This window comes from Sulfuriferula nivalis (assembly GCF_009937995.1).
Taxonomy (GTDB): domain Bacteria; phylum Pseudomonadota; class Gammaproteobacteria; order Burkholderiales; family Sulfuriferulaceae; genus Sulfuriferula; species Sulfuriferula nivalis.
Window position 1 is genome coordinate 2,711,873 of the sequence record NZ_AP021881.1, and the last position, 19,465, is coordinate 2,731,337.

21 protein-coding genes are annotated in these 19,465 nt (G+C 47.5%); 12 read left to right on the forward strand and 9 right to left on the reverse strand.

What is annotated here, in order from left to right:
* Window positions 1-14: 14 nt before the first annotated feature.
* From SFSGTM_RS13340 to rng, 6 genes are read left to right on the forward strand one after another with little or no spacing between them, the layout of a single operon-like run.
* Entirely contained in the window at window positions 15-1,271 is a 1,257-nt protein-coding gene (locus SFSGTM_RS13340; protein WP_174237419.1) for a glutamate-5-semialdehyde dehydrogenase, read from the forward strand.
* The gene (nadD, locus tag SFSGTM_RS13345) at window positions 1,264-1,929 is read left to right on the forward strand and encodes a nicotinate-nucleotide adenylyltransferase (protein WP_162085587.1); all 666 of its coding nucleotides are present in this window, start codon (window positions 1,264-1,266) and stop codon (window positions 1,927-1,929) included. Before SFSGTM_RS13340 ends, nadD begins: the two co-directional genes overlap by 8 nt.
* Entirely contained in the window at window positions 1,926-2,288 is a 363-nt protein-coding gene (gene rsfS / locus SFSGTM_RS13350) for a ribosome silencing factor (protein WP_232525979.1), read from the forward strand. The genes nadD and rsfS overlap by 4 nt, the downstream gene beginning before the upstream one ends.
* 3 nt (window positions 2,289-2,291) lie before the next feature.
* Window positions 2,292-2,762 carry a 23S rRNA (pseudouridine(1915)-N(3))-methyltransferase RlmH gene (rlmH, locus tag SFSGTM_RS13355; RefSeq protein ID WP_162085588.1) on the forward strand — a complete coding sequence of 157 codons (471 nt, stop codon included), beginning with the start codon at window positions 2,292-2,294 and terminating at the stop codon, window positions 2,760-2,762.
* Complete coding sequence (locus SFSGTM_RS13360) at window positions 2,755-3,375, forward strand: Maf family protein (protein ID WP_162085589.1); 621 nt, start codon at window positions 2,755-2,757, stop codon at window positions 3,373-3,375. The genes rlmH and SFSGTM_RS13360 overlap by 8 nt, the downstream gene beginning before the upstream one ends.
* Window positions 3,372-4,826: a ribonuclease G gene (gene rng / locus SFSGTM_RS13365; RefSeq protein WP_162085590.1), complete on the forward strand. Its 1,455-nt coding sequence runs from the start codon at window positions 3,372-3,374 to the stop codon at window positions 4,824-4,826. Before SFSGTM_RS13360 ends, rng begins: the two co-directional genes overlap by 4 nt.
* A 293-nt stretch (window positions 4,827-5,119) precedes the next feature.
* Here the strand turns inward: rng and SFSGTM_RS13370 are convergent, their stop codons facing one another.
* The 5 genes from SFSGTM_RS13370 to SFSGTM_RS13390 form a co-directional block, all read right to left on the reverse strand.
* Complete coding sequence (locus SFSGTM_RS13370) at window positions 5,120-6,802, reverse strand: type IV pilus assembly protein FimV (RefSeq protein ID WP_162085591.1); 1,683 nt, start codon at window positions 6,800-6,802, stop codon at window positions 5,120-5,122.
* 91 nt (window positions 6,803-6,893) lie between these two features.
* A complete protein-coding gene (locus tag SFSGTM_RS13375) occupies window positions 6,894-8,816 on the reverse strand; it encodes a dynamin family protein (protein ID WP_162085592.1) in 1,923 nt (640 codons plus the stop codon).
* Window positions 8,817-8,850: 34 nt separating this feature from the next.
* The gene (locus SFSGTM_RS13380) at window positions 8,851-9,426 is read right to left on the reverse strand and encodes a YggT family protein (RefSeq protein ID WP_162085593.1); all 576 of its coding nucleotides are present in this window, start codon (window positions 9,424-9,426) and stop codon (window positions 8,851-8,853) included.
* Between the two features lie 20 nt (window positions 9,427-9,446).
* Window positions 9,447-10,247 carry a pyrroline-5-carboxylate reductase gene (gene proC / locus SFSGTM_RS13385; protein ID WP_162085594.1) on the reverse strand — a complete coding sequence of 267 codons (801 nt, stop codon included), beginning with the start codon at window positions 10,245-10,247 and terminating at the stop codon, window positions 9,447-9,449.
* A 2-nt stretch (window positions 10,248-10,249) separates the two neighbouring features.
* Window positions 10,250-10,936 (reverse strand): YggS family pyridoxal phosphate-dependent enzyme, encoded by a 687-nt coding sequence (locus tag SFSGTM_RS13390; RefSeq protein WP_162085595.1) that lies wholly within the window; start codon window positions 10,934-10,936, stop codon window positions 10,250-10,252.
* A gap of 41 nt (window positions 10,937-10,977) precedes the next feature.
* Here SFSGTM_RS13390 and SFSGTM_RS13395 point away from each other — a divergent pair, with 41 nt between their 5' ends.
* Together SFSGTM_RS13395 and SFSGTM_RS13400 are read left to right on the forward strand one after the other, a co-directional pair.
* Window positions 10,978-12,021 carry a type IV pilus twitching motility protein PilT gene (locus tag SFSGTM_RS13395; protein ID WP_162085596.1) on the forward strand — a complete coding sequence of 348 codons (1,044 nt, stop codon included), beginning with the start codon at window positions 10,978-10,980 and terminating at the stop codon, window positions 12,019-12,021.
* Between the two features lie 3 nt (window positions 12,022-12,024).
* Window positions 12,025-13,152: a PilT/PilU family type 4a pilus ATPase gene (locus SFSGTM_RS13400; protein WP_162085597.1), complete on the forward strand. Its 1,128-nt coding sequence runs from the start codon at window positions 12,025-12,027 to the stop codon at window positions 13,150-13,152.
* A gap of 47 nt (window positions 13,153-13,199) precedes the next feature.
* On the opposite strand, the gene SFSGTM_RS13405 is transcribed toward SFSGTM_RS13400, so the two are convergent.
* The gene (locus SFSGTM_RS13405) at window positions 13,200-14,351 is read right to left on the reverse strand and encodes a THUMP domain-containing class I SAM-dependent RNA methyltransferase (RefSeq protein WP_162085598.1); all 1,152 of its coding nucleotides are present in this window, start codon (window positions 14,349-14,351) and stop codon (window positions 13,200-13,202) included.
* Window positions 14,348-14,764: a CopD family protein gene (locus SFSGTM_RS13410; protein WP_162085599.1), complete on the reverse strand. Its 417-nt coding sequence runs from the start codon at window positions 14,762-14,764 to the stop codon at window positions 14,348-14,350. The genes SFSGTM_RS13405 and SFSGTM_RS13410 overlap by 4 nt, the downstream gene beginning before the upstream one ends.
* A gap of 12 nt (window positions 14,765-14,776) precedes the next feature.
* Between SFSGTM_RS13410 and SFSGTM_RS13415 the strand changes: the two genes are divergently transcribed.
* A complete protein-coding gene (locus SFSGTM_RS13415; RefSeq protein WP_162085600.1) occupies window positions 14,777-15,313 on the forward strand; it encodes a peroxiredoxin family protein in 537 nt (178 codons plus the stop codon).
* On the opposite strand, the gene SFSGTM_RS13420 is transcribed toward SFSGTM_RS13415, so the two are convergent.
* Window positions 15,303-15,842, reverse strand: coding sequence for a DinB family protein (locus SFSGTM_RS13420; protein WP_162085601.1), 540 nt, complete (start codon window positions 15,840-15,842; stop codon window positions 15,303-15,305). The two genes, SFSGTM_RS13415 and SFSGTM_RS13420, sit on opposite strands and share 11 nt — an antisense overlap.
* Entirely contained in the window at window positions 15,839-16,342 is a 504-nt protein-coding gene (locus SFSGTM_RS13425; RefSeq protein ID WP_162085602.1) for a peroxiredoxin family protein, read from the reverse strand. Before SFSGTM_RS13425 ends, SFSGTM_RS13420 begins: the two co-directional genes overlap by 4 nt.
* A gap of 25 nt (window positions 16,343-16,367) precedes the next feature.
* Here SFSGTM_RS13425 and SFSGTM_RS13430 point away from each other — a divergent pair, with 25 nt between their 5' ends.
* The 3 genes from SFSGTM_RS13430 to SFSGTM_RS13440 all read left to right on the forward strand — a co-directional run bounded on the left by SFSGTM_RS13430 (window position 16,368) and on the right by SFSGTM_RS13440 (window position 19,465).
* Window positions 16,368-17,072: a DUF4197 domain-containing protein gene (locus tag SFSGTM_RS13430; protein ID WP_162085603.1), complete on the forward strand. Its 705-nt coding sequence runs from the start codon at window positions 16,368-16,370 to the stop codon at window positions 17,070-17,072.
* Complete coding sequence (locus SFSGTM_RS13435) at window positions 17,072-17,818, forward strand: type 1 glutamine amidotransferase domain-containing protein (protein ID WP_162085604.1); 747 nt, start codon at window positions 17,072-17,074, stop codon at window positions 17,816-17,818. Before SFSGTM_RS13430 ends, SFSGTM_RS13435 begins: the two co-directional genes overlap by 1 nt.
* A gap of 207 nt (window positions 17,819-18,025) precedes the next feature.
* Window positions 18,026-19,465: a circularly permuted type 2 ATP-grasp protein gene (locus SFSGTM_RS13440; RefSeq protein WP_174237420.1), complete on the forward strand. Its 1,440-nt coding sequence runs from the start codon at window positions 18,026-18,028 to the stop codon at window positions 19,463-19,465.

Below are 19,465 nucleotides of genomic sequence, written 5' to 3' on the forward strand. Positions count from 1 at the left end.
AGATGATGCTAGAGATGGACATTAAAACCTATATGCACCAAGTTGGGCAAGCGGCACGCACGGCTTCTCGTGCTATCGCCCGCGCCGACAGCAATGCAAAGAATAAAGCACTACTAGCCATGGCTGATGCAATAGAGCGTGACAGCGCCATTTTGCTCGCTGCAAATGAAACTGACATGACGGCTGCACGCGCAAATGGCCTGGATGCCGCGCTGCTGGATCGTCTGTCACTGAATGCAAAATCAGTTGCAGGCATGGCAGAAGGTTTACGCCAGATCGCCGCACTGCCTGACCCAGTCGGCGAAATCACCGATTTAAAATACCGCCCTTCCGGCATACAAGTCGGCAAGATGCGCGTGCCATTAGGTGTCATCGGCATAATTTATGAAGCGCGTCCAAATGTCACCGCTGACGCTGCTGGTCTGTGCCTGAAATCAGGCAATGCCGCGATACTCCGTGGCGGCTCTGAAGCACTGCACAGCAACCAAGCCATCGCCGCCTGCGTGCGTGAGGGACTGGCTGCTGCTGGCCTGCCTGAAACTGCCGTGCAAGTCATTAACACCACTGACCGCGCTGCAGTAGCTGAACTGATTACCATGCGCGAATTCGTTGATGTCATCGTGCCACGTGGTGGCAAAGGGCTGATAGAACGCCTGATGAATGACGCCCGCATTCCTGTCATCAAGCATTTGCATGGTGTTTGTCATGTGTATGTGGATGACAAAGCTGATATGGATAAAGCCATACGCATAGCAGACAACGCCAAGACCAGCCGTTACGGTACCTGCAATACCACAGAGACTTTGCTTGTTGCCAGTGCAGTAGCCGCTGAATTCCTGCCAAAAATCGCCGCAATCTACGCCAGCAAAAATGTGGAAATGCGCGGCTGTGAACGCACACGTGCTTTGCTCAAAGATATCGTCACCGCAACCGAAGAAGACTGGCATACAGAATATTTGGCGCCCATCATTTCCATCCGCGTCGTGGATGACATGGATGCCGCTATCACCCACATCAATCATTATGGCTCGCAACATACGGATGCCATCATCACCGAAGACTACACTCGCGCCCGTCGTTTCTTGCGTGAAGTCGATTCCAGCAGTGTGATGATTAATGCTTCGACACGTTTTGCCGATGGTTTTGAATATGGGCTAGGTGCGGAAATCGGCATTTCCACTGATAAAATCCACGCGCGTGGTCCTGTTGGCCTGGAAGGCCTGACATCTCAAAAGTGGATAGTTTTGGGCGACGGGCACGTGCGTGGCTGAAGCGCCCATCGGCATTTTTGGTGGCACATTTGACCCGATACATTTCGGTCATTTGCGTTTAGCGGAAGAAATGGCAGAACAGATTAATCTGGCACAAATCCGCTTCATTCCAGCAGGCACACCGCCACATCGCAGTATGCCGCGTACGGATGCTGCACATCGTTTGGCCATGGTGGAACTGGCAACCGCCAATAATGCGCGCTTTGTCGTTGACACTCGAGAAATGGTCTCGCCCAGCCTGTCGTATACAGTAGATACCTTACACTCATTACGCGTATCATTTGGCACAACTCAGCCATTATGTTTACTTTTAGGTGCAGATGCTTTTCTAGGGCTTACAAACTGGAATCGCTGGCGCGAATTGTTTGATTTAAGTCACATTGCCATCGCCCATCGCCCAGGTTACCCGCAGAGCACATGGAAAGACAACATGCCCGAAGCTTTACGCGATGAGCTGGAAAAACGTTTAGCCCACCCAGATGATGTCAAATCATGTGCAGCAGGATTGATCGTCATGCGCCCGATTACCGCATTAGACATCTCGGCAACTCATATTCGTGATACCTTACGCGGTGGACGCAATCCTCGCTATTTACTCCCTGATGCAGTTTTAGACTACATCCACACCCATCAACTTTATTTACCGGAAGCTACATGAACACAGAAATGAACACAGACCAGATCGCCGCAGCCGTGGTGACCGCTATCGAAAATATCAAAGGACAAGATATTGTTGTACTCGATGTATCCAAACAAAGCGCATTGTTCGAACGCATGATAATCGCCAGCGCAGAATCTACCCGCCAGACCAAAGCAATTGCACACAACGTTCAAGTTGAATTAAAAGCATTAGGCGTACCCGACCAAGGTATAGAAGGCTTAACTTCAGGCGAATGGGTTTTGCTTGATTTGGGTAGCATTGTTGTCCATATCATGCAGCCTGCAGTTCGCCAGTACTATGATTTGGAAGCTTTGTGGAGCGCTGCAGCAGATCAACGTAATCGCCGCACCAGCTAAATCATGAAGCTAAACATCATCGCTGTCGGTCAAAAAATGCCGGTCTGGATAGCAGCAGGCTTTGACGAATATGCCAAACGCATGCCCCGCGAAGCGATGATAAATCTGATAGAACTAAAACCAGAAAAACGTGCCACAGGTAAGACAGCCGAGCAAATTAAAACAGCAGAGCGCGATCGAATTATTGCAGCCTTACCCAAAGACAGCACAATATGGGCGTTAGACGAACATGGTGAACAACTCACCACTGTCGCACTGGCTCAGCATTTTAACGACTGGCAAAGTGCAGGTCGTGATACCTGCTTTATTATCGGTGGTGCAGATGGCTTGCACGAAGACATCAAGCAACGAGGCAATAAATTATTTGCATTATCTAAACTCACGCTACCACACGGCATGGTAAGAGTGCTCCTCGCAGAGCAACTTTACCGTGCATGGAGCATTACTCAGAATCATCCATACCATCGTGAATAATACCGCCAAGCGCATCTACCTTGCTTCACGCTCCCCCCGTCGCCGCGAACTATTGACGCAAATGGGGGTGCATTATGATGTATTGCTATTACGCGAATCAGTTGGGCGCCTGGATGTTGATGAAACGCCCATGCCGGGTGAATCTCCGGCCGAATATGTAGAACGCATTGCCATTACCAAAGCACAGGTAGGCTGGCAGCGTGTCTGCCAACGCAATTTGCCCAGGCATCCCGTATTGGGTGCAGATACCATGGTGACACTGGACGACACCATTTTTGGCAAGCCTGCTTCACCCGCTCATGCCAAAGAAATGTTGGCACAGCTGTCAGGCCGCATCCACCAAGTTATGACGACGGTTGCGCTGTGCTATCAAGACACGCTCACCCACCTTACCAGCATATCGGAAGTACGATTTAAAACACTGACCGATGCGGAAATCGCGGCTTATGTCGCCACTGGCGAACCGCTGGACAAAGCTGGGAGCTACGCCATCCAAGGCCGGGGAGCAGTTTTTATTTCCCATTTAAGCGGCAGCTATACCGGCGTAATGGGCTTACCCTTATATGAAACAGCCAATTTATTACAATCTTATCTGACAACAAAATCCCTATGAGCGAAGAGATACTGATTAACATCACGCCACAAGAAACCCGAGTTGCTGTCATGCACTTGGGCGTGGTGCAAGAGTTGCATATAGAACGCAGCAGTCAACGCGGTTTAGTCGGCAATATCTATTTTGGTAAAGTTTGCCGGGTGCTGCCTGGCATGCAATCAGCTTTTATTGACATCGGTTTAGAGCGGGCTGCTTTCCTGCACGTAGCAGACATTTGGGAAGAGAGACAAAATGGCAATGAAGATCGCCCCATAGAGCGCATACTGTTTGAAGGTCAAAGCATCATGGTGCAGGTTATCAAAGACCCGATAGGCACTAAGGGCGCACGGCTTTCCACACAAATGAGCTTTGCAGGTCGCTTTCTGGTTTACTTGCCGCAAGATTCGCATATTGGCATTTCACAGAAAATCGAAGATGAAACTGAGCGCGAGCAGCTCAAACAAAAGCTACAAAGTCTGATCCCAGCCGACGAACCAGGCGGTTTTATTATCCGCACGCTGGCTGAACAAGCGAGTGAAACAGAATTACAGGCCGACGTCGATTATCTGCGTCGTTTGTGGGCAGACATACAGACGCGCGCCCGCACTGCGGCACCCAAGACCTTGCTGTACCAAGATTTGAATCTGGCATTACGTGTGCTGCGCGATTTTTCTAACGATGAAACTTCTCGCATACTGATAGATTCACGTGAGAACTTCCAGAAGATGCAGGAATTTGCGCAGAGCTATACGCAAGAAGTGCTGCACAAACTGCATCACTATGCCGCAGACCGGCCACTGTTTGATTTATATGCGGTAGAAGCCGAAATAGAAAAAGCGCTCGCCAGACGTGTTGATTTAAAGTCGGGCGGCTATTTGATTATTGACCAAACTGAAGCGCTGACTACCATAGATGTCAATACGGGCGGTTTCGTAGGCGTACGCAATTTCGATGACACCATATTTAAAACCAATCTGGAGGCCGCTCAAACCATCGCCCGGCAACTGCGTTTACGCAACTTAGGCGGCATCATCATAGTCGACTTTATCGACATGGATAATCGCGATCATCAACAAGAAGTGTTTCTGGAATTCAAAAAAGCCCTGTCACGCGACTATACGCGCATGACCGTACATGATTTCTCGCCACTGGGTCTGGTTGAAATGACGCGTAAGCGCACGCGTGAAAGCCTGGCGCATATTCTTTGTCAGCCTTGCCCTACTTGCCAGGGACGAGGTGAGATAAAAACGGCCAAGACTATGTGTTATCAGATATTACGGGAAATAGTCCGTGAAGCACGGCAATTCAATGCCAAAGAATTCCGTATATTAGCTTCACAAACTGTCATTGATTTATTCCTGGACGAAGAGTCACAGAATCTTGCGCAACTGGGTGATTTCATTGCCAAACCGATTTCATTACAAGTAGAAACCTGCTACTCGCAAGAACAGTACGACATCATACTGATTTAACCTAGAAACGGCAGTTGGACACGTTGAAGTGTGCGTGCATCGCGGTGCAGGGCAAGGCGCGAGAAACCTGAATGGTCATTCCATTCAGGTGCGGAGCAACGCCGCCATGTGCCGTGAGGGGTGTGTAATTCAACGTGTAGCGTAGTCACCAAACAAGTGACAGGCGAACCCCCAAAATAAACGTTAAGTATGATGATGTTAACTCAAAAAATTAGCGGTCAACTGCCGTTTCTAGGTTTAAGTTAACAGGGCAGCCGAAAGCTGCGCTGTTGTACAACATGCAAGAAAAAATGCTACAAGTCCCAATCCAGCATATCGTTTGCGGCCACATCTTCTGCAATTTGTGATTCGGGCTGACTTAACACTGCCCACACTTCTTTAAGCCAGATAATGTCACGATAAACATCCAGCCTGAAGCCCTGACGCGTTCCATTCCTGTCGTCATACAACAATTCACTCAAATAATCATGACATTCATGGCTAGGCCACAAGGCTATAACTTTAGTAAGCACATGCGGCATTGTCAGCAACCCTTCACCTTCCTGTTCAGGAAGCAAAATATCATCCCAAGTAGGTGAGACCAAATTAAAACCCGCATTAAAGGCAACTAGCGCTTCATCGAATGCCTGCCTGTTGTCTTGCTGCCGGTAAATTCCTAATAACATTAGCCAGACTGAAGGTCTATTTCTAGGGTGCGCCTCAATATCATCAGTCAACACTTTAATAGCTCTATCTGGATAACCCAACTCCAGAAACACCTCTGCTTCTTCGGTAACCCGCATTAAGTTTGATACGGACAGACTGTCTGACGTCATTTTTTCCATGTTGGATTTCCCAACCGACATGGATTTTCCGGGCAAATCTTCCATTAAAAAATCATCCCGGACAGCGATGTGCATGTCTTCATCCACATCATCACCGACAGCAACAGTCGAATGCGATACAGTTGACACAACGGGCTCTGGCAGCGCTATTGCCTGATCAAAATCCGGCAATTGACGACGTCTTCTAAACATAAATACATAAACCAGCAACAGTATAACTACGCCAGCAACCAGCATCCACACCACAAACAGGGATGAAGAAGAAGCCGGTATCACTGTTGCTTGCTTCGGTGCACTAGGCGTTTTAGCCCGCTCACTTGCAACATGAGCCTGCACAATTTGGCTACGCAACTGCGCCAGTTCCTGTTTTGCCTGTGCCAGCTGCTTTTGAGTCGCAACAATATCATCCTGTAAATTATCTACTGTGCCAGTATCACCACCAGCATCTATCGACAACTTACTACGCATACGCTTGAGGTCACTTAACTGCTCAGCGGTCAATGGATGCTGACCAGGCAGCCACTGCAGATCAGAACTCAGCTTGAGTTCTGGCGTTGCAGTTGCGATCTCGGTACGCATGCTACTGACATAATGTGATGCTGGTCGAGTCCGACCCTCAGATTTTACACGGGCAGAATGTATTGGGTGCACAGGGGAGGCTATAGGAGATTTTATCGCTGCATTTGTTAACTCAACAGATTGCACTACTGGCGTATCAACAGGGCTGCCTACATCCAGCAACACCATATATTCACGCTTCACTACGCCTGTACAACGTGACTCGATCGCAAAAGCCACCACAGGATCATTAACAATGTAGTTAGTCGTCAATCGCAAAAAAGCGGTGTCATCATCGCGCCGCTGTACCATTAACTTCGCCTTCAAAATCGTAGGCAATCCACTATCATCACGCCCTGTTGCAACTAATGCAAAGCAACCACTATCCAATTCTGCAGGCGTAGCTGAAATCACCGGTATTAACAAATTTAATGGTTGCCCCAATGCCGACTTAAGCTGAGCCGCGCCCAGACCTATCGCAAATGCAGGAGTAATACTCAAGCCTAGTAATATAAATATTCCGCACAGCCTGCTGGGTATACCCGATAACTTGGCTACGACAAATTTCATCTGATCATTAATTATTGTTTTCATCTATATCGCCGATCATTCTATGATTACGCCAAGCCACACATTCAATATCCCAAACATAGCTACACCGCTGCATACAGAATCAGCCCCATGCTCACGCTGATGAGGCCGCACATACACCGATATCATTCAGTTGCTGCACGATCATGTTAATGCTTTGCTGCTGCAATGCCAATCCGGTTTGCTGCGACTTGAGTGCAATTGTCCTGGCTTGCAAATTATCCAGGTTGGCATGCACCTGTTTGATATTCTCAATCCGAGTTTCTAACAGTTTCTTATGTTCACGAATACGCATCACAACGGGATCCAGACTACGCCGTAACCAGGCATCGACCTCAGTTCTTGCCAACACGAACATCCCTTGCGCTTCTGCAACCAGACTCAAATAGAATTTTTTAACCATGAAGCGTTTTTCCAGCATCAAATTCGCTGGATCCCTGCCAAACTGCTCCACTTGATGCAACAACACACCCAATTTTTGTCTACAAATTTCCATATTTAACTGCGGTGGATTCAGTAAAGGAAAGCCATGTTCCTGATGGAAACGCAGATAGGCCGCATCCAGCAACTCAACGATTCTGATTGAGCTTGCCTCAACATCATGAAAACGCAACGCAATCTTCGCAAACAAATCCTCCATGCCTCTGACCAGGCCGGGTGTAGTCCAACGATCTTCTAGTTCCGCGCGCCCCGCCACCAGCATTTGTTCCAGCACATCTTCAGACAGCTGATTAAGCAATACTCTTCCCTGTTCCTGAATCACATTGCGCGTCACTTTGAAATTCATCGTGGTTCCATCATAAGCTGATTTTTCTTTAATCAACTTATCACGCAGACCTGTCACTATTTCACGATTTTTTCCTGAAAAACTATTCAATTGCTCAATATCCTGCTGCACACCATCCAGCTGCATGGCTACACCTTGACGTGACTGATTAGCCATCGTTTGTATCTCACCGCAAACCGATTTATACAAAATAGCCTGACGCGCAGGAATAATGTCATCAACCAGCAAACTTTCCAATGCAGCAATCCCTGAACGTGCAATCAGAGCTTTATCACCACGAATTTTTCCTACCAACGCCTTTTGCGCAGACAATGCCAGTACCTGATTTTCGCGTAAATTCAGCTCATGTGCAGTTTGCGCAATTTGCTTTTTAATTCCTGCGGCAATTTCATCTTCAGATTTTAAATCGTCCCATAACATATCAACCTTATTCAAAATTGCTACGTGATGATTAGCATGATGACGTACGCTATTTTCCCATATTTCCAGATCAGACCGCGTAACACCCGTATCCGTTGCCAACAGGAACAAGACGCCATGCGCACTCGGAATGGTGTTCATCGTTAACTCAGGTTCCGCCCCTAGCGCGTTTAATCCAGGGGTATCCAATATAGCCAGCCCACTTTTCAACAAAGGATGCGGGAAATTAATCATGGCATAACGCCAGGACGGCACCTCCACTTTACCGTCGGTCGAGCGTTGCGCATCATCGGCATTAAATAAGCCCAGTGCCTGAGCATCTTCGATAGAGATACGTTTTACGTCTGCCAACGCACTTAAAGCCTTACTCACCTGCGTTACATCAGATGGATCCAGCTTAACCGTGCTCCACTCTATTGGCTTACGTTTTAACGATGAAATCGTATCATCACGCAGACGTGTTTCTATGGGCAATAATCGCAAATAGGGGTCACTATCGGCATCAAAAAACAATTCCGTTGGGCACATCGTCGTGCGACCGACATCAGACGGTAACAATCGCTGTTTAAAATCAGAAAAGAACAGGGCATTGATTAACTCTGATTTGCCGCGAGAAAATTCTGCCACAAACGCCAACATTAATTTATCGCGTTTTAAACTTTCTGATAAATCATATAAGCGCAAATTCTGCTCTGGCGCATCATCGGTATATTTTTCCAGCCACTGACGATAAGATTCCAGCGCTGCCAGTATTCCATCACGGCGCTGTTGATATTGCGCAACCCCTATGTCTAACCTGCTATCGCTCATGCCCAACCCCAATTTTTTATTATCGCTTAGTTTGTTACATTAACTGACGAGCTAACATCGCCAACCAAGCAAGTGGAAAAGCCACTAAAAACTGCATCACTAAAAAAAAAGCCACAGGTGATAAATCCACATTGCCCACCAACGGTATCCAACGGCGGAAAATACCCAACACTGGTCGAGTCAAAGAGTCAAACACCACCATGTAAGGCGAGTAAGGATTAACCAACGACAGCACAGCCACCACCGCAACCAGACCCATCAATACGTAACACATTAAACTCAACAAGGACACCAGTGCCAGCAAACCGAATCCCAACAGCACAGACGCTCCTACCACCGCAAATGGAAAACCTGATAACCAGCCCAATGCAAAGGTTAACAACAATTGCAAAGATATCGCCAATAACAAGGTGCCCATATCCAGACCGAATAATCCTGGCACTATCCGCCGAACCGGCTTCACAGCAAAATCCGTAAATTTAACGATAAATTGAGAAAACGGATTTTTAAATGGTACTCTCACCCATTGCATATATACACGCAACAATAAGGCAATCAAAAACAAATTGATCACGTTTTGCAAAATAAAAGCAAGTGCTTGATTAATCATAGCTTACCATAGTACAGAATCTATGCCTCCCCTAGTGTTTTAGAGCGTTGGGCCGCAGCATGTACGGCCGCCACAATAGCTTCAGGAACTGCATGCGTCTGCATCGTCAAAATTGCCTGCTCAGTTGTTCCTCCCTTTGACGTCACCCGCGCACGTAACTGCGCCAGGTCCTCGCTACTATTCGCCGCCAATTTGGCCGCACCCGCAAACGTTTCCAGGGTCAGCTGCCGTGCTACATCGGCTGTCAGGCCTAACTCCATACCTGCCTGCTGCATCGCTTCCATAAACATGAACACATAAGCTGGGCCGCTACCGGACACAGCCGTTACCGCATCCATCAATGTTTCCTCAGTCAGCCAAACCACGCTGCCTGCGGCTTCCAGTATCACCCCGGCTTGCAGACGTTGATGGGCATTAACCGCAGATGCTGCAAATAATGCCGTCACACCCGCACCCACCATCGCCGGCGTATTCGGCATAGCGCGAACAATAATAGGATAATTACCCAGCAATGCAGATAAATTCGCAATGCGTATTCCGGCTGCAATCGACACTACGACTTGCGAGGTCAGCATAGGCGCCAATGCAGCTGCAACCTCAGGTAATTGCTGTGGCTTCACGGCCAACACTATCACATCAACAGCCAGCATAGCAGACTCCAGTTGCGCTACCACGCGCACACCAAACTCACTACGCAGGCGCTGCTGTGCCTGCTCGTTATGTTCAACAACCTGGATGTGACCTGCTGTCACCCCTTCCCGCAGCAAACCCGAAATCAACGCCGTGGCCATATTGCCACCACCTATAAATACCACCTGCATGACTATCCTTCTCTTTTCCCAAACAACGCCGTCCCCACACGCACGATAGTCGCACCTTCAGCGATCGCCGCTTCCAAGTCAGCTGACATACCCATCGACAGCGTATCCAATTGCAAACCCATATTATTTAATTCTTCAAAACGTGTTCGCACCAGCGCAAATTGCGCTCGTTGCTTATTTTCATCCACTTCTGCACGTGGTATTGCCATTAAACCGCGCAAATGCAAGTTAGGCAAATTTTGTACAGCCCTTGCCAGCGCTGGCACTTCCGCCATGCTAACACCGCTCTTGGATACCTCACCACTTACATTCACCTGCAAGCAAATATTCAGTGGTGCAGCATGGTTCGCACGCTCGTTAGACAGACGTTGCGCAATAAGCAACCTGTCCACGCTATGCACCCAGCTAAAATGCGCAGCAATTTGCGCTGTTTTATTACGCTGAATAGGGCCTATAAAATGCCAATCTAATGCCAAATCGCGTAAAGCCTGAATTTTAGCCACACTCTCTTGCACATAACTCTCGCCAAAGGCATGCTGACCCTGCTCTGCCAATGCGCGAACTGACGCTACAGGCTGCAATTTACTCACTGCCAACAAGGTAATTTCATTCACATCTCGCTCAGCATTCTGTGCCGCCTGCGCAATTCTTTCCTGAACTGCTTGCAATGTGCTTTTTACTATGTCCATAATACCTAAAATTCAAAATAACGAAGAGGAATATACATTAAATGGAAATATCTGAATTACTCGCATTTGCTGTTAAAAACAAAGCATCCGACTTACATTTATCCGCAGGTTTACCGCCTATGATACGCGTCCACGGCGATATTAGACGCATTAATCTGCCTGACATGAACCATCAGACCGTACACGACATGGTGTACGACATCATGAACGATGGTCAGCGTAAAATCTACGAAGAAACTTTAGAAGTCGATTTTTCATTCGAAGTCCCGACACTAGCGCGTTTTCGTGTCAACGCTTTTAACCAGAACCGTGGTGCAGGCGCAGTATTCCGTACCATTCCAAGCAAAGTCCTGACACTGGAGGATCTCAACGCCCCCAAGATTTTCAAAGACATTGCTGATACCCCTCGCGGTATCGTATTGGTCACCGGCCCAACGGGTTCTGGTAAATCGACCACGCTGGCGGCGATGGTCGATTATGTTAACGAAAATGAATATGGCCATATCCTGACCGTTGAAGACCCTATCGAATTTGTCCATCAAAGTAAAAAATGCGTAATCAACCAGCGCGAAGTCGGTCCTCACACACTGTCATTCTCAAATGCATTGCGTTCCGCATTGCGTGAAGATCCGGACGTTATTCTCGTCGGCGAGATGCGCGATCTGGAAACCATACGACTCGCGCTCACCGCTGCTGAAACAGGCCACCTAGTATTTGGTACGCTACACACCAGCTCGGCTGCCAAAACCATAGACCGTATTGTAGACGTATTTCCAGCGGCAGAAAAAGAGATGGTACGTTCCATGCTATCGGAATCTATCCGCGCCGTTATTTCCCAGACCCTGCTCAAAACCAAAGATGGCACAGGTCGAGTTGCCGCTCATGAAATTATGATAGGTACACCTGCCATACGTAACTTGATACGTGAAAACAAAGTGGCACAAATGTACTCGTCTATCCAGACCGGTCAGAATGTTGGTATGCAAACGCTGGATCAATGCCTGCAAGATTTGGTCAAGCGCAATATTATTTCCATCGGCGAAGCACGCTCACGTGCCGCTAATAAAGATATGTTCTTAGGATAATCCATGGAAGCACTCAAAACTGTACACGACCTGCTCAGACTCATGTTGAGCAAACGCGCATCTGATTTGTTCATCACGGCTGGTTTTCCCCCTGCCATCAAGGTCGATGGCAAAATCGCGCCTGTATCCAATCAGACACTCACTCCTTCACATACCCGTGAGCTGGCGCGCAGTATCATGAATGACAGGCAGTGGCATGATTTTGAACATACGCACGAAGCCAATTTTGCTATATCACCTGAGGGGATAGGTCGCTTCCGTGTGAACGCATTTGTCCAGCAAGGTCGTATAGGTTTAGTCCTGCGTACCATCACCACACTCATTCCCAAACTTGAACAACTTAATCTGCCCCCCGTACTCAAGGACGTGGCTATGGTAAAACGCGGTTTGGTTATTTTTGTCGGTGGTACAGGCTCTGGTAAATCAACATCATTGGCAGCCATGGTTGGGCACCGTAACGAAAATGCCCAGGATCACATCATCACCATCGAAGATCCTGTTGAATATGTACACGAACACAAAAAATCCATTATCACTCAGCGTGAAGTCGGCATAGATACCGACAACTGGTTCTCAGCCCTCAAAAACACCCTGCGCCAGGCACCTGACGTCATCCTTATCGGTGAGGTACGTGACCGCGAGACCATGGAATACGCCATCGCCTTTGCCGAAACAGGTCACCTGTGCTTCACCACGCTACACGCGAACTCGGCCAACCAGGCACTGGATCGTATTATCAACTTCTTCCCTGATGAGCGCCGTCAGCAATTGCTCATGGATTTATCACTGAATCTGAAAGCTTTTGTCTCCCAGCGCCTGATCGCCCGTAAAGGCACAACCGGACGAATTGCCGCTGTTGAAGTATTGCTAAACTCGCCGCTCATTTCCGAACTGATATTCAAAGGTGAAGTCCATGAAATCAAGGCGATTATGGCAAAGTCACGGGAAATGGGTATGCAGACTTTCGATCAATCACTATTTGATTTGTATGAAGCTGGACTGATTACTTATGAAGATGCGCTACGCAATGCCGACTCACTCAACGACCTCAGACTGAAAATAAAACTGGAAGGCCATGAAGCCAAAGGGCGTGATGTGATGGATGGAATACAGAGTCTGAATATTGTCTAAATAGCCCTGCGATAAAAAATCCCGCTAAACTTCTTAGCGGGATTTTTTTATTTACGTGCAGAACCTGCCACTATCTTGTATTCAAACAATCGACACTCTAGCGCGCCATTGAACAACGGCGTACGTTTGGTTGCATTCAGCCGTATCAGCTTCGGCAAATTCATATCAGCCGACAGAATATATGCATTCCAGCCCGTGCATTTCTGCTTTAACCAGTTGCCTAACTGCGGATAAAATTCCGCCAACTCAGACTGTTCTCCAATGCGTATCCCATAAGGCGGATTGGTCACAATCACGCCATGGTCAGCAGGTGCAGGAACTTCAATCACATTACCCTGCTTGAGCTGAATTACACCTGCCAAACCTGCCGCTTCCAGGTTTACCTGCGCATCACGCAAGGAGTCGCCAAACATATCGCGCCCAAAAATAGGTTGTAAAGTTGCAGGTAATTGGGCGTCTATCGCTGCCTGCTTAATTGGCAGCCAGACTTTAGGATCAAATCTTGTCAGCTTTTCAAAACCAAAATCCCTGTGGCTACCAGGCGCAATATTCAATGCTACCTGCGCCGCTTCCATCAATATGGTCGCACTTCCGCACATAGGATCGAAAAACGGCGTACCAGGCTGCCAGCCAGACAATTTCACCATGCCGGCTGCCAGATTCTCATTTAACGGTGCAGCACCTGCCTGTTTACGCAGACCACGTTTAAACAGTGACTGTCCCGAAGTATCCAGATACAAGGTACACTCTGTTGCGGTCAAAAATACATGAATACGCACATCGGGTTCACGTATATCGACATTCGGACGCTCTCCTGTAGCTTCGCGAAAGCGGTCACAAATCGCATCCTTGATACGCAACGTTGTAAATTCGAGACTTTTCAGTGGTGCTTTTTGCGCCGTCATTTTCACGACTATAGTTTTATCCACGCTAAACATAGTCGGCCAGTCAAACGATAGTGCACCATGATAAATATCTTCCTCATCACGATACTCGCCACCACCTACCCGCAGCAAAACCCGACTAGCCAGACGTGAATGCAGGTTGGCGCGATAGCACAGCTCATACTCACCCGAAAACGCCACACCACCATAAGTTGGGGCAATAGCTTGCGCACCCAATTCCCGCAGTTCTTCACCTAATAAGGCTTCCAGTCCACGTGGACAGGTTGCGAAAAATTGTTCTAGCTTTTTGCTCATGCAAACTCCGGTTTCAATACCACTAAAAATACCACCACAAATAAAATCAACACAGGCAATTCATTAAACCAGCGATAAAACACATGGCTGCGTTTATTCTCATCACGCGCAAACACTTGAACCAGATGCCCACAATATAAATGGTAGGCGATTAACACACCGACCAATGCCAATTTAATATCCAGCCAAGCGCCTGAATAACCATAGCGCAGCCACAACCAGGTACCAAATATCAGTGCCAACACCCCCAGCGGAGTCATGAATTTATATAGCTTACGCTCCATCAACTTAAATTGCGCAATCGTTGCCGCATCGTTTACCATGGCATGATTAACGAACAAACGCGGCAAATAGAACAAGCCCGCAAACCAGCTCGCTACAAAAATGATATGTAATGCTTTAATCCACAACAATTTAACACTCCTATGCTGAAAAACTTAACCACGCACCCCTGGGTAAAAAAATTAACACCCAGCCCATTCACGGCCGTGTTACTCATGCTCATCGTTTATTTCTGGTTCAGACCACCCGCCTGGGTCAGCGAAGAGCATCGTCCTGTTGATAATTTCAGCGTCACGACGACTGATAACCGGGTTATTGCATTATCTGATTTACGTGGCAAAGTCGTCATCGTCAGTTTCTGGGCAACCTGGTGTCCCTATTGCCGTCATGAGATGCCAGAGATACAATCATTTTACCGCGACTGGCATAACAAAGGCGTGGAAATATTAGCCCTCTCGATTGAAGACGATCCTGCACTGGTCGCCCAGTTTATGCGTCAGGAAGCTTACAGTTTCACCGCTGCAATTGCTGATGCAACAACACAGCAGGCATTTGGCAAAATTGACAAGGTGCCGATGTCATTCATTATTGATAAAAAAGGCGTTATACGTCATAAAATTGATGGCCAGGTTTATTACGGCCGGCTTGAAGATTTAGTGCAGCCCTTGCTCAAGGAATAGCAGCCAGCTGACGCCTGTAAGCGATTATTTCACGCTTGTAATATAAATAATCCATTTCCAGTGCACGATAACCCAAACGCGTCAGCACCGCTGATATTTGCCCACGGTGATGCACCTGATGATCCATCATATGTGAAAGCACATCACGTACCCACATAATTTCATGCTCACCCTTACTGGTCAGATAAGCCAGCTCGCTTTCAAAAAACGTATCGTCACACTCCTCCAACCAGAGTTGCAATTCACGTAAATTAGCTTGTGTCGTTTCTATCAACTGATCCCAGTCAGGATAAGTAATCTGACTAAAGTCGACGTGCCCTGACTGACCACGCAGCCGTGCAAACCACAGCTTGTTGACCAGCAACAAATGATCAACGGTATGATGAATACTATGAAAAAACAGGCCTTGTTCCTGCAGACGCACAACAGGATCCAGACAACCTAGCGCAGCGAACATCCTGTCATTCGCCCATAACTGGTAATCCACTTGTACAACAAAATAGCTACGCCAGGCATATTGTTCATTCATGTTTTCACCCCATCCAAACGCTGCCGCAATTTTGCAAAATCCAAGTCGCCGATAGTTTGTTCTGCGATATGACCATCAGCATCAATCAGAAAGGAGGTTGGCGTTAACTTTACCTCACCAAATGCGTGTGCAATATCGCCTTGCGTATCCATCACCACAGGAAATGGCAAATGCTGCTCAGCAGCAAATTGCCGGACATTCTCGGCAGGATCATAATTCATCGCCACGGCCACAACTTCCAGACCTTTACTATGATAACGCTGATATACATCGACCAGTTGCGGCATTTCCTTGACGCAACCGGGGCAACTTGTCGCCCAAAAATTCACCACCACCGTTTTACCACGGTATTGCGCCAAGTCTAATGTCTGACCAGATAAAGTGGTCATCGTTAACGCAGGCGCACTGGCTTTTTGCGTCAAGCCCATATAAACCAATACCGCCAACACCCCACCCAGCACAGCATAAATAATGAACTTATGATATTGTTTACTACCCATTTAGCAACCTTTCAGGAATACAAGCATGTCTAAAATTATCGGATTTCTCCTGACTACTTTCTTCAGCACCTCACTGCTAGCTGCAAATTTAGACAGCATCACCGATACACAAGCGAATAGTGGCTTAAAACAAGCATTAGAACAAGGTGCAGTCAAAGCCGTTAGTCAACTCGGGCGTACAGATGGTTTCATGAACAACCCACAAATTAAGATACCACTCCCGCCCGCCATGCAACAAGTCGAAACCATCATGCGCACTTTAGGGCAGGGACGTGCCTTTGACGAACTTGATCTCACTATCAACCGTGCTGCCGAAGCCTCAGTGCCTGCTGCGAAAAACCTGCTCGTCAGTGCAGTCAAAAAAATGACACTCACCGATGCCAAAAACATCCTCATGGGTGGTGATACTGCAGGCACAGAATACTTCCGCAAAAATTCGCAGACTCAGTTACAGCAGACTTTTCTTCCCATTGTGACTCGCTACACACAAAAACTGGGCTTGGCACAACAATACAACCAACTCGCAGGACAAGCGGCACAATTTGGTCTGGTTAAACAGGAAGATGCCAGCATAGAACGCTATGTCACGCAAAAAACGCTGGATGGTTTATACCTCACTATAGGTAATGAAGAAAAGGCGTTGCGTGCCAACCCTGTTCAATATACTGCAGGCATGGCCAGCAAATATGGCAGCAGCATCCTCAAGACGGTATTTGGGGCGCTGCAATAATGGCACACGTCTTATTCATCCTCACCGCCGCCGAACAATTACCCTTGCTTGACGGCAGCAACATGCCCACAGGATTCTGGGCGCAAGAATTTGTGCCCGCACATCATTTGTTTCTCGAACATGGCCATCAAGTCAGCATCGCCACCCCCAAGGGCAAACCGGCTGCGCTCGATGAAAACTGCTTCGCACCCGAATTTCACCAGCATGATTCAGGTCGCATTGCCAACCTGCGCGAGCAGCTCGACGAAATTGATGGCTGGCGTACCCCATTGTCATTGGAACGCCTGGCTCTGACTGGTATTAAGTACGATGCAGTATTTTTCCCAGGCGGTCACGGCCCTATGGTAGATTTAATCGACTCAGCAGCAACGGGCACACTCGTCAAGCGCACTCTGGCCAACAATGGACTCATAGGCGCTATCTGCCATGGCCCAGCGGGTTTAGTACCCGCACAGCACGAAGACAATTGGTTATTAGCAGGTTACCAACTCACCTGCTTTAGTCCAGAAGAAGAACAACTTGCTGGACTCGCCACGCAACTCCCTGACTTACTCGCTAACCGTATTACTCATTTAGGTGGATTATTAAGCTTTGCACAACCCGGACAAGAGCATGTTGTAATTGACCGTCAACTCTACACCGGACAAAATCCTGCATCAGTCGATAAACTAGCCTATCACATGGCGCGCAAACTCAAAAAAATGGGTACGCTGGATAAAGATGCCTGTGTTACACCGTGTGATTAATCCAAATATTACAAATCTGAACGATAAATTAATACGCATGTCTTAATTTGGTGCGATGATGTACAGATACGCACCAAATAGTCGCAAAATTGCAGTATCAATTAACAATGCGAAATTAAATCTATATTAAACATATAGATAAATAACTCCATAATTGGCACGCTCTTTGCGATTATCCAATCACAGACAAAAGCAAAGAGTACGATCATGGATGAAATTACGCCTGCAGCACCAGTAACATTAATATATGATGAAATGTACACCAGTGAAGGCGCCGCACGACATCATTATCAAAATATTGCCCGTCAGTTATTCAGCTTGCCACTTGATGCTCTGGCGCAAAAGCAACGTGAAGCTGAAATGTTATTCCGACGTCTGGGCATCACCTTTGCTGTCTATGGCGAAGCTGCTGGTGCAGAACGTCTCATTCCTTTCGATATTGTACCCAGAGTCTTTGGCTCCAAAGAATGGGCACGTCTAGAGCAGGGTTTAAAACAACGCGTTACTGCTTTAAATGCCTTTCTTCACGATATTTATCACGAACAGAATATTATCAAAGCAGGGGTTATTCCTGCTCATCAAATACTGGATAACAAACTTTATTGCAAAGAAATGCAAGGCGTAGATTTACCTAATCAAATATACGCTCACATCGCCGGTATCGATTTAGTACGAGTCACCGAAAACGATTTCTATGTATTGGAAGATAATCTACGCACACCTTCTGGCGTGTCATATATGCTAGAAAATCGCCGTACCATGATGCGTTTATTTCCTGATTTGTTTGCAGGTCATTCGGTCGCACCGGTCGAGCATTATCCACAAATGTTGTATGACACGTTGCGCGAATCTGCATCGCCCTACATCAGCGACCCTGTAATTGTAGTCATGACCCCAGGTGCATATAACAGCGCCTATTTCGAACACGCGTTTCTAGCCAGCCAGATGGGCGTGGAACTGGTCGAAGGCAAGGATTTGTTCGTACACGACGATAAAGTGTATATGCACACCACCGAAGGTCCGCAGCAAGTGCATGTTATTTACCGCCGAGTTGACGATGATTTTCTGGATCCCACGGTATTTAATCCCAACTCTGCACTAGGTGTACCTGGCCTGATGAAAGCCTATCGCGCAGGTAATGTCACCCTCGCCAATGCTGTAGGCACTGGCGTTGCTGATGACAAGTCAACTTATCTGTACGTACCAGCAATGATAGAGTTTTACTTGGGTGAAAAACCCATCCTTTCCAATGTGCCAACATGGCGGTTGGAACTGAAAGACGATTTAAGTTATGTCCTGGCACATTTGCCTGAATTAGTGGTGAAAGAAGTTCAAGGCTCTGGTGGCTATGGCATGTTGGTAGGTCCAACCAGTACACCAAAAGAAATTGCCGACTATCGTGATCGGATTTTGGCAGATCCTTCCAACTTTATCGCACAGCCAACGCTGGCCTTATCCACTTGCCCTACATTAGTAGAGGCGGGCATTGCGCCACGCCATGTTGATTTGCGCCCATTTGTACTATCAGGTAAAGAAATACGACTGGCACCTGGCGGCCTGACTCGTGTTGCATTGGCTGAAGGCTCATTAATCGTCAACTCGTCACAGGGTGGCGGTACTAAAGATACTTGGGTATTGGAGGATTAA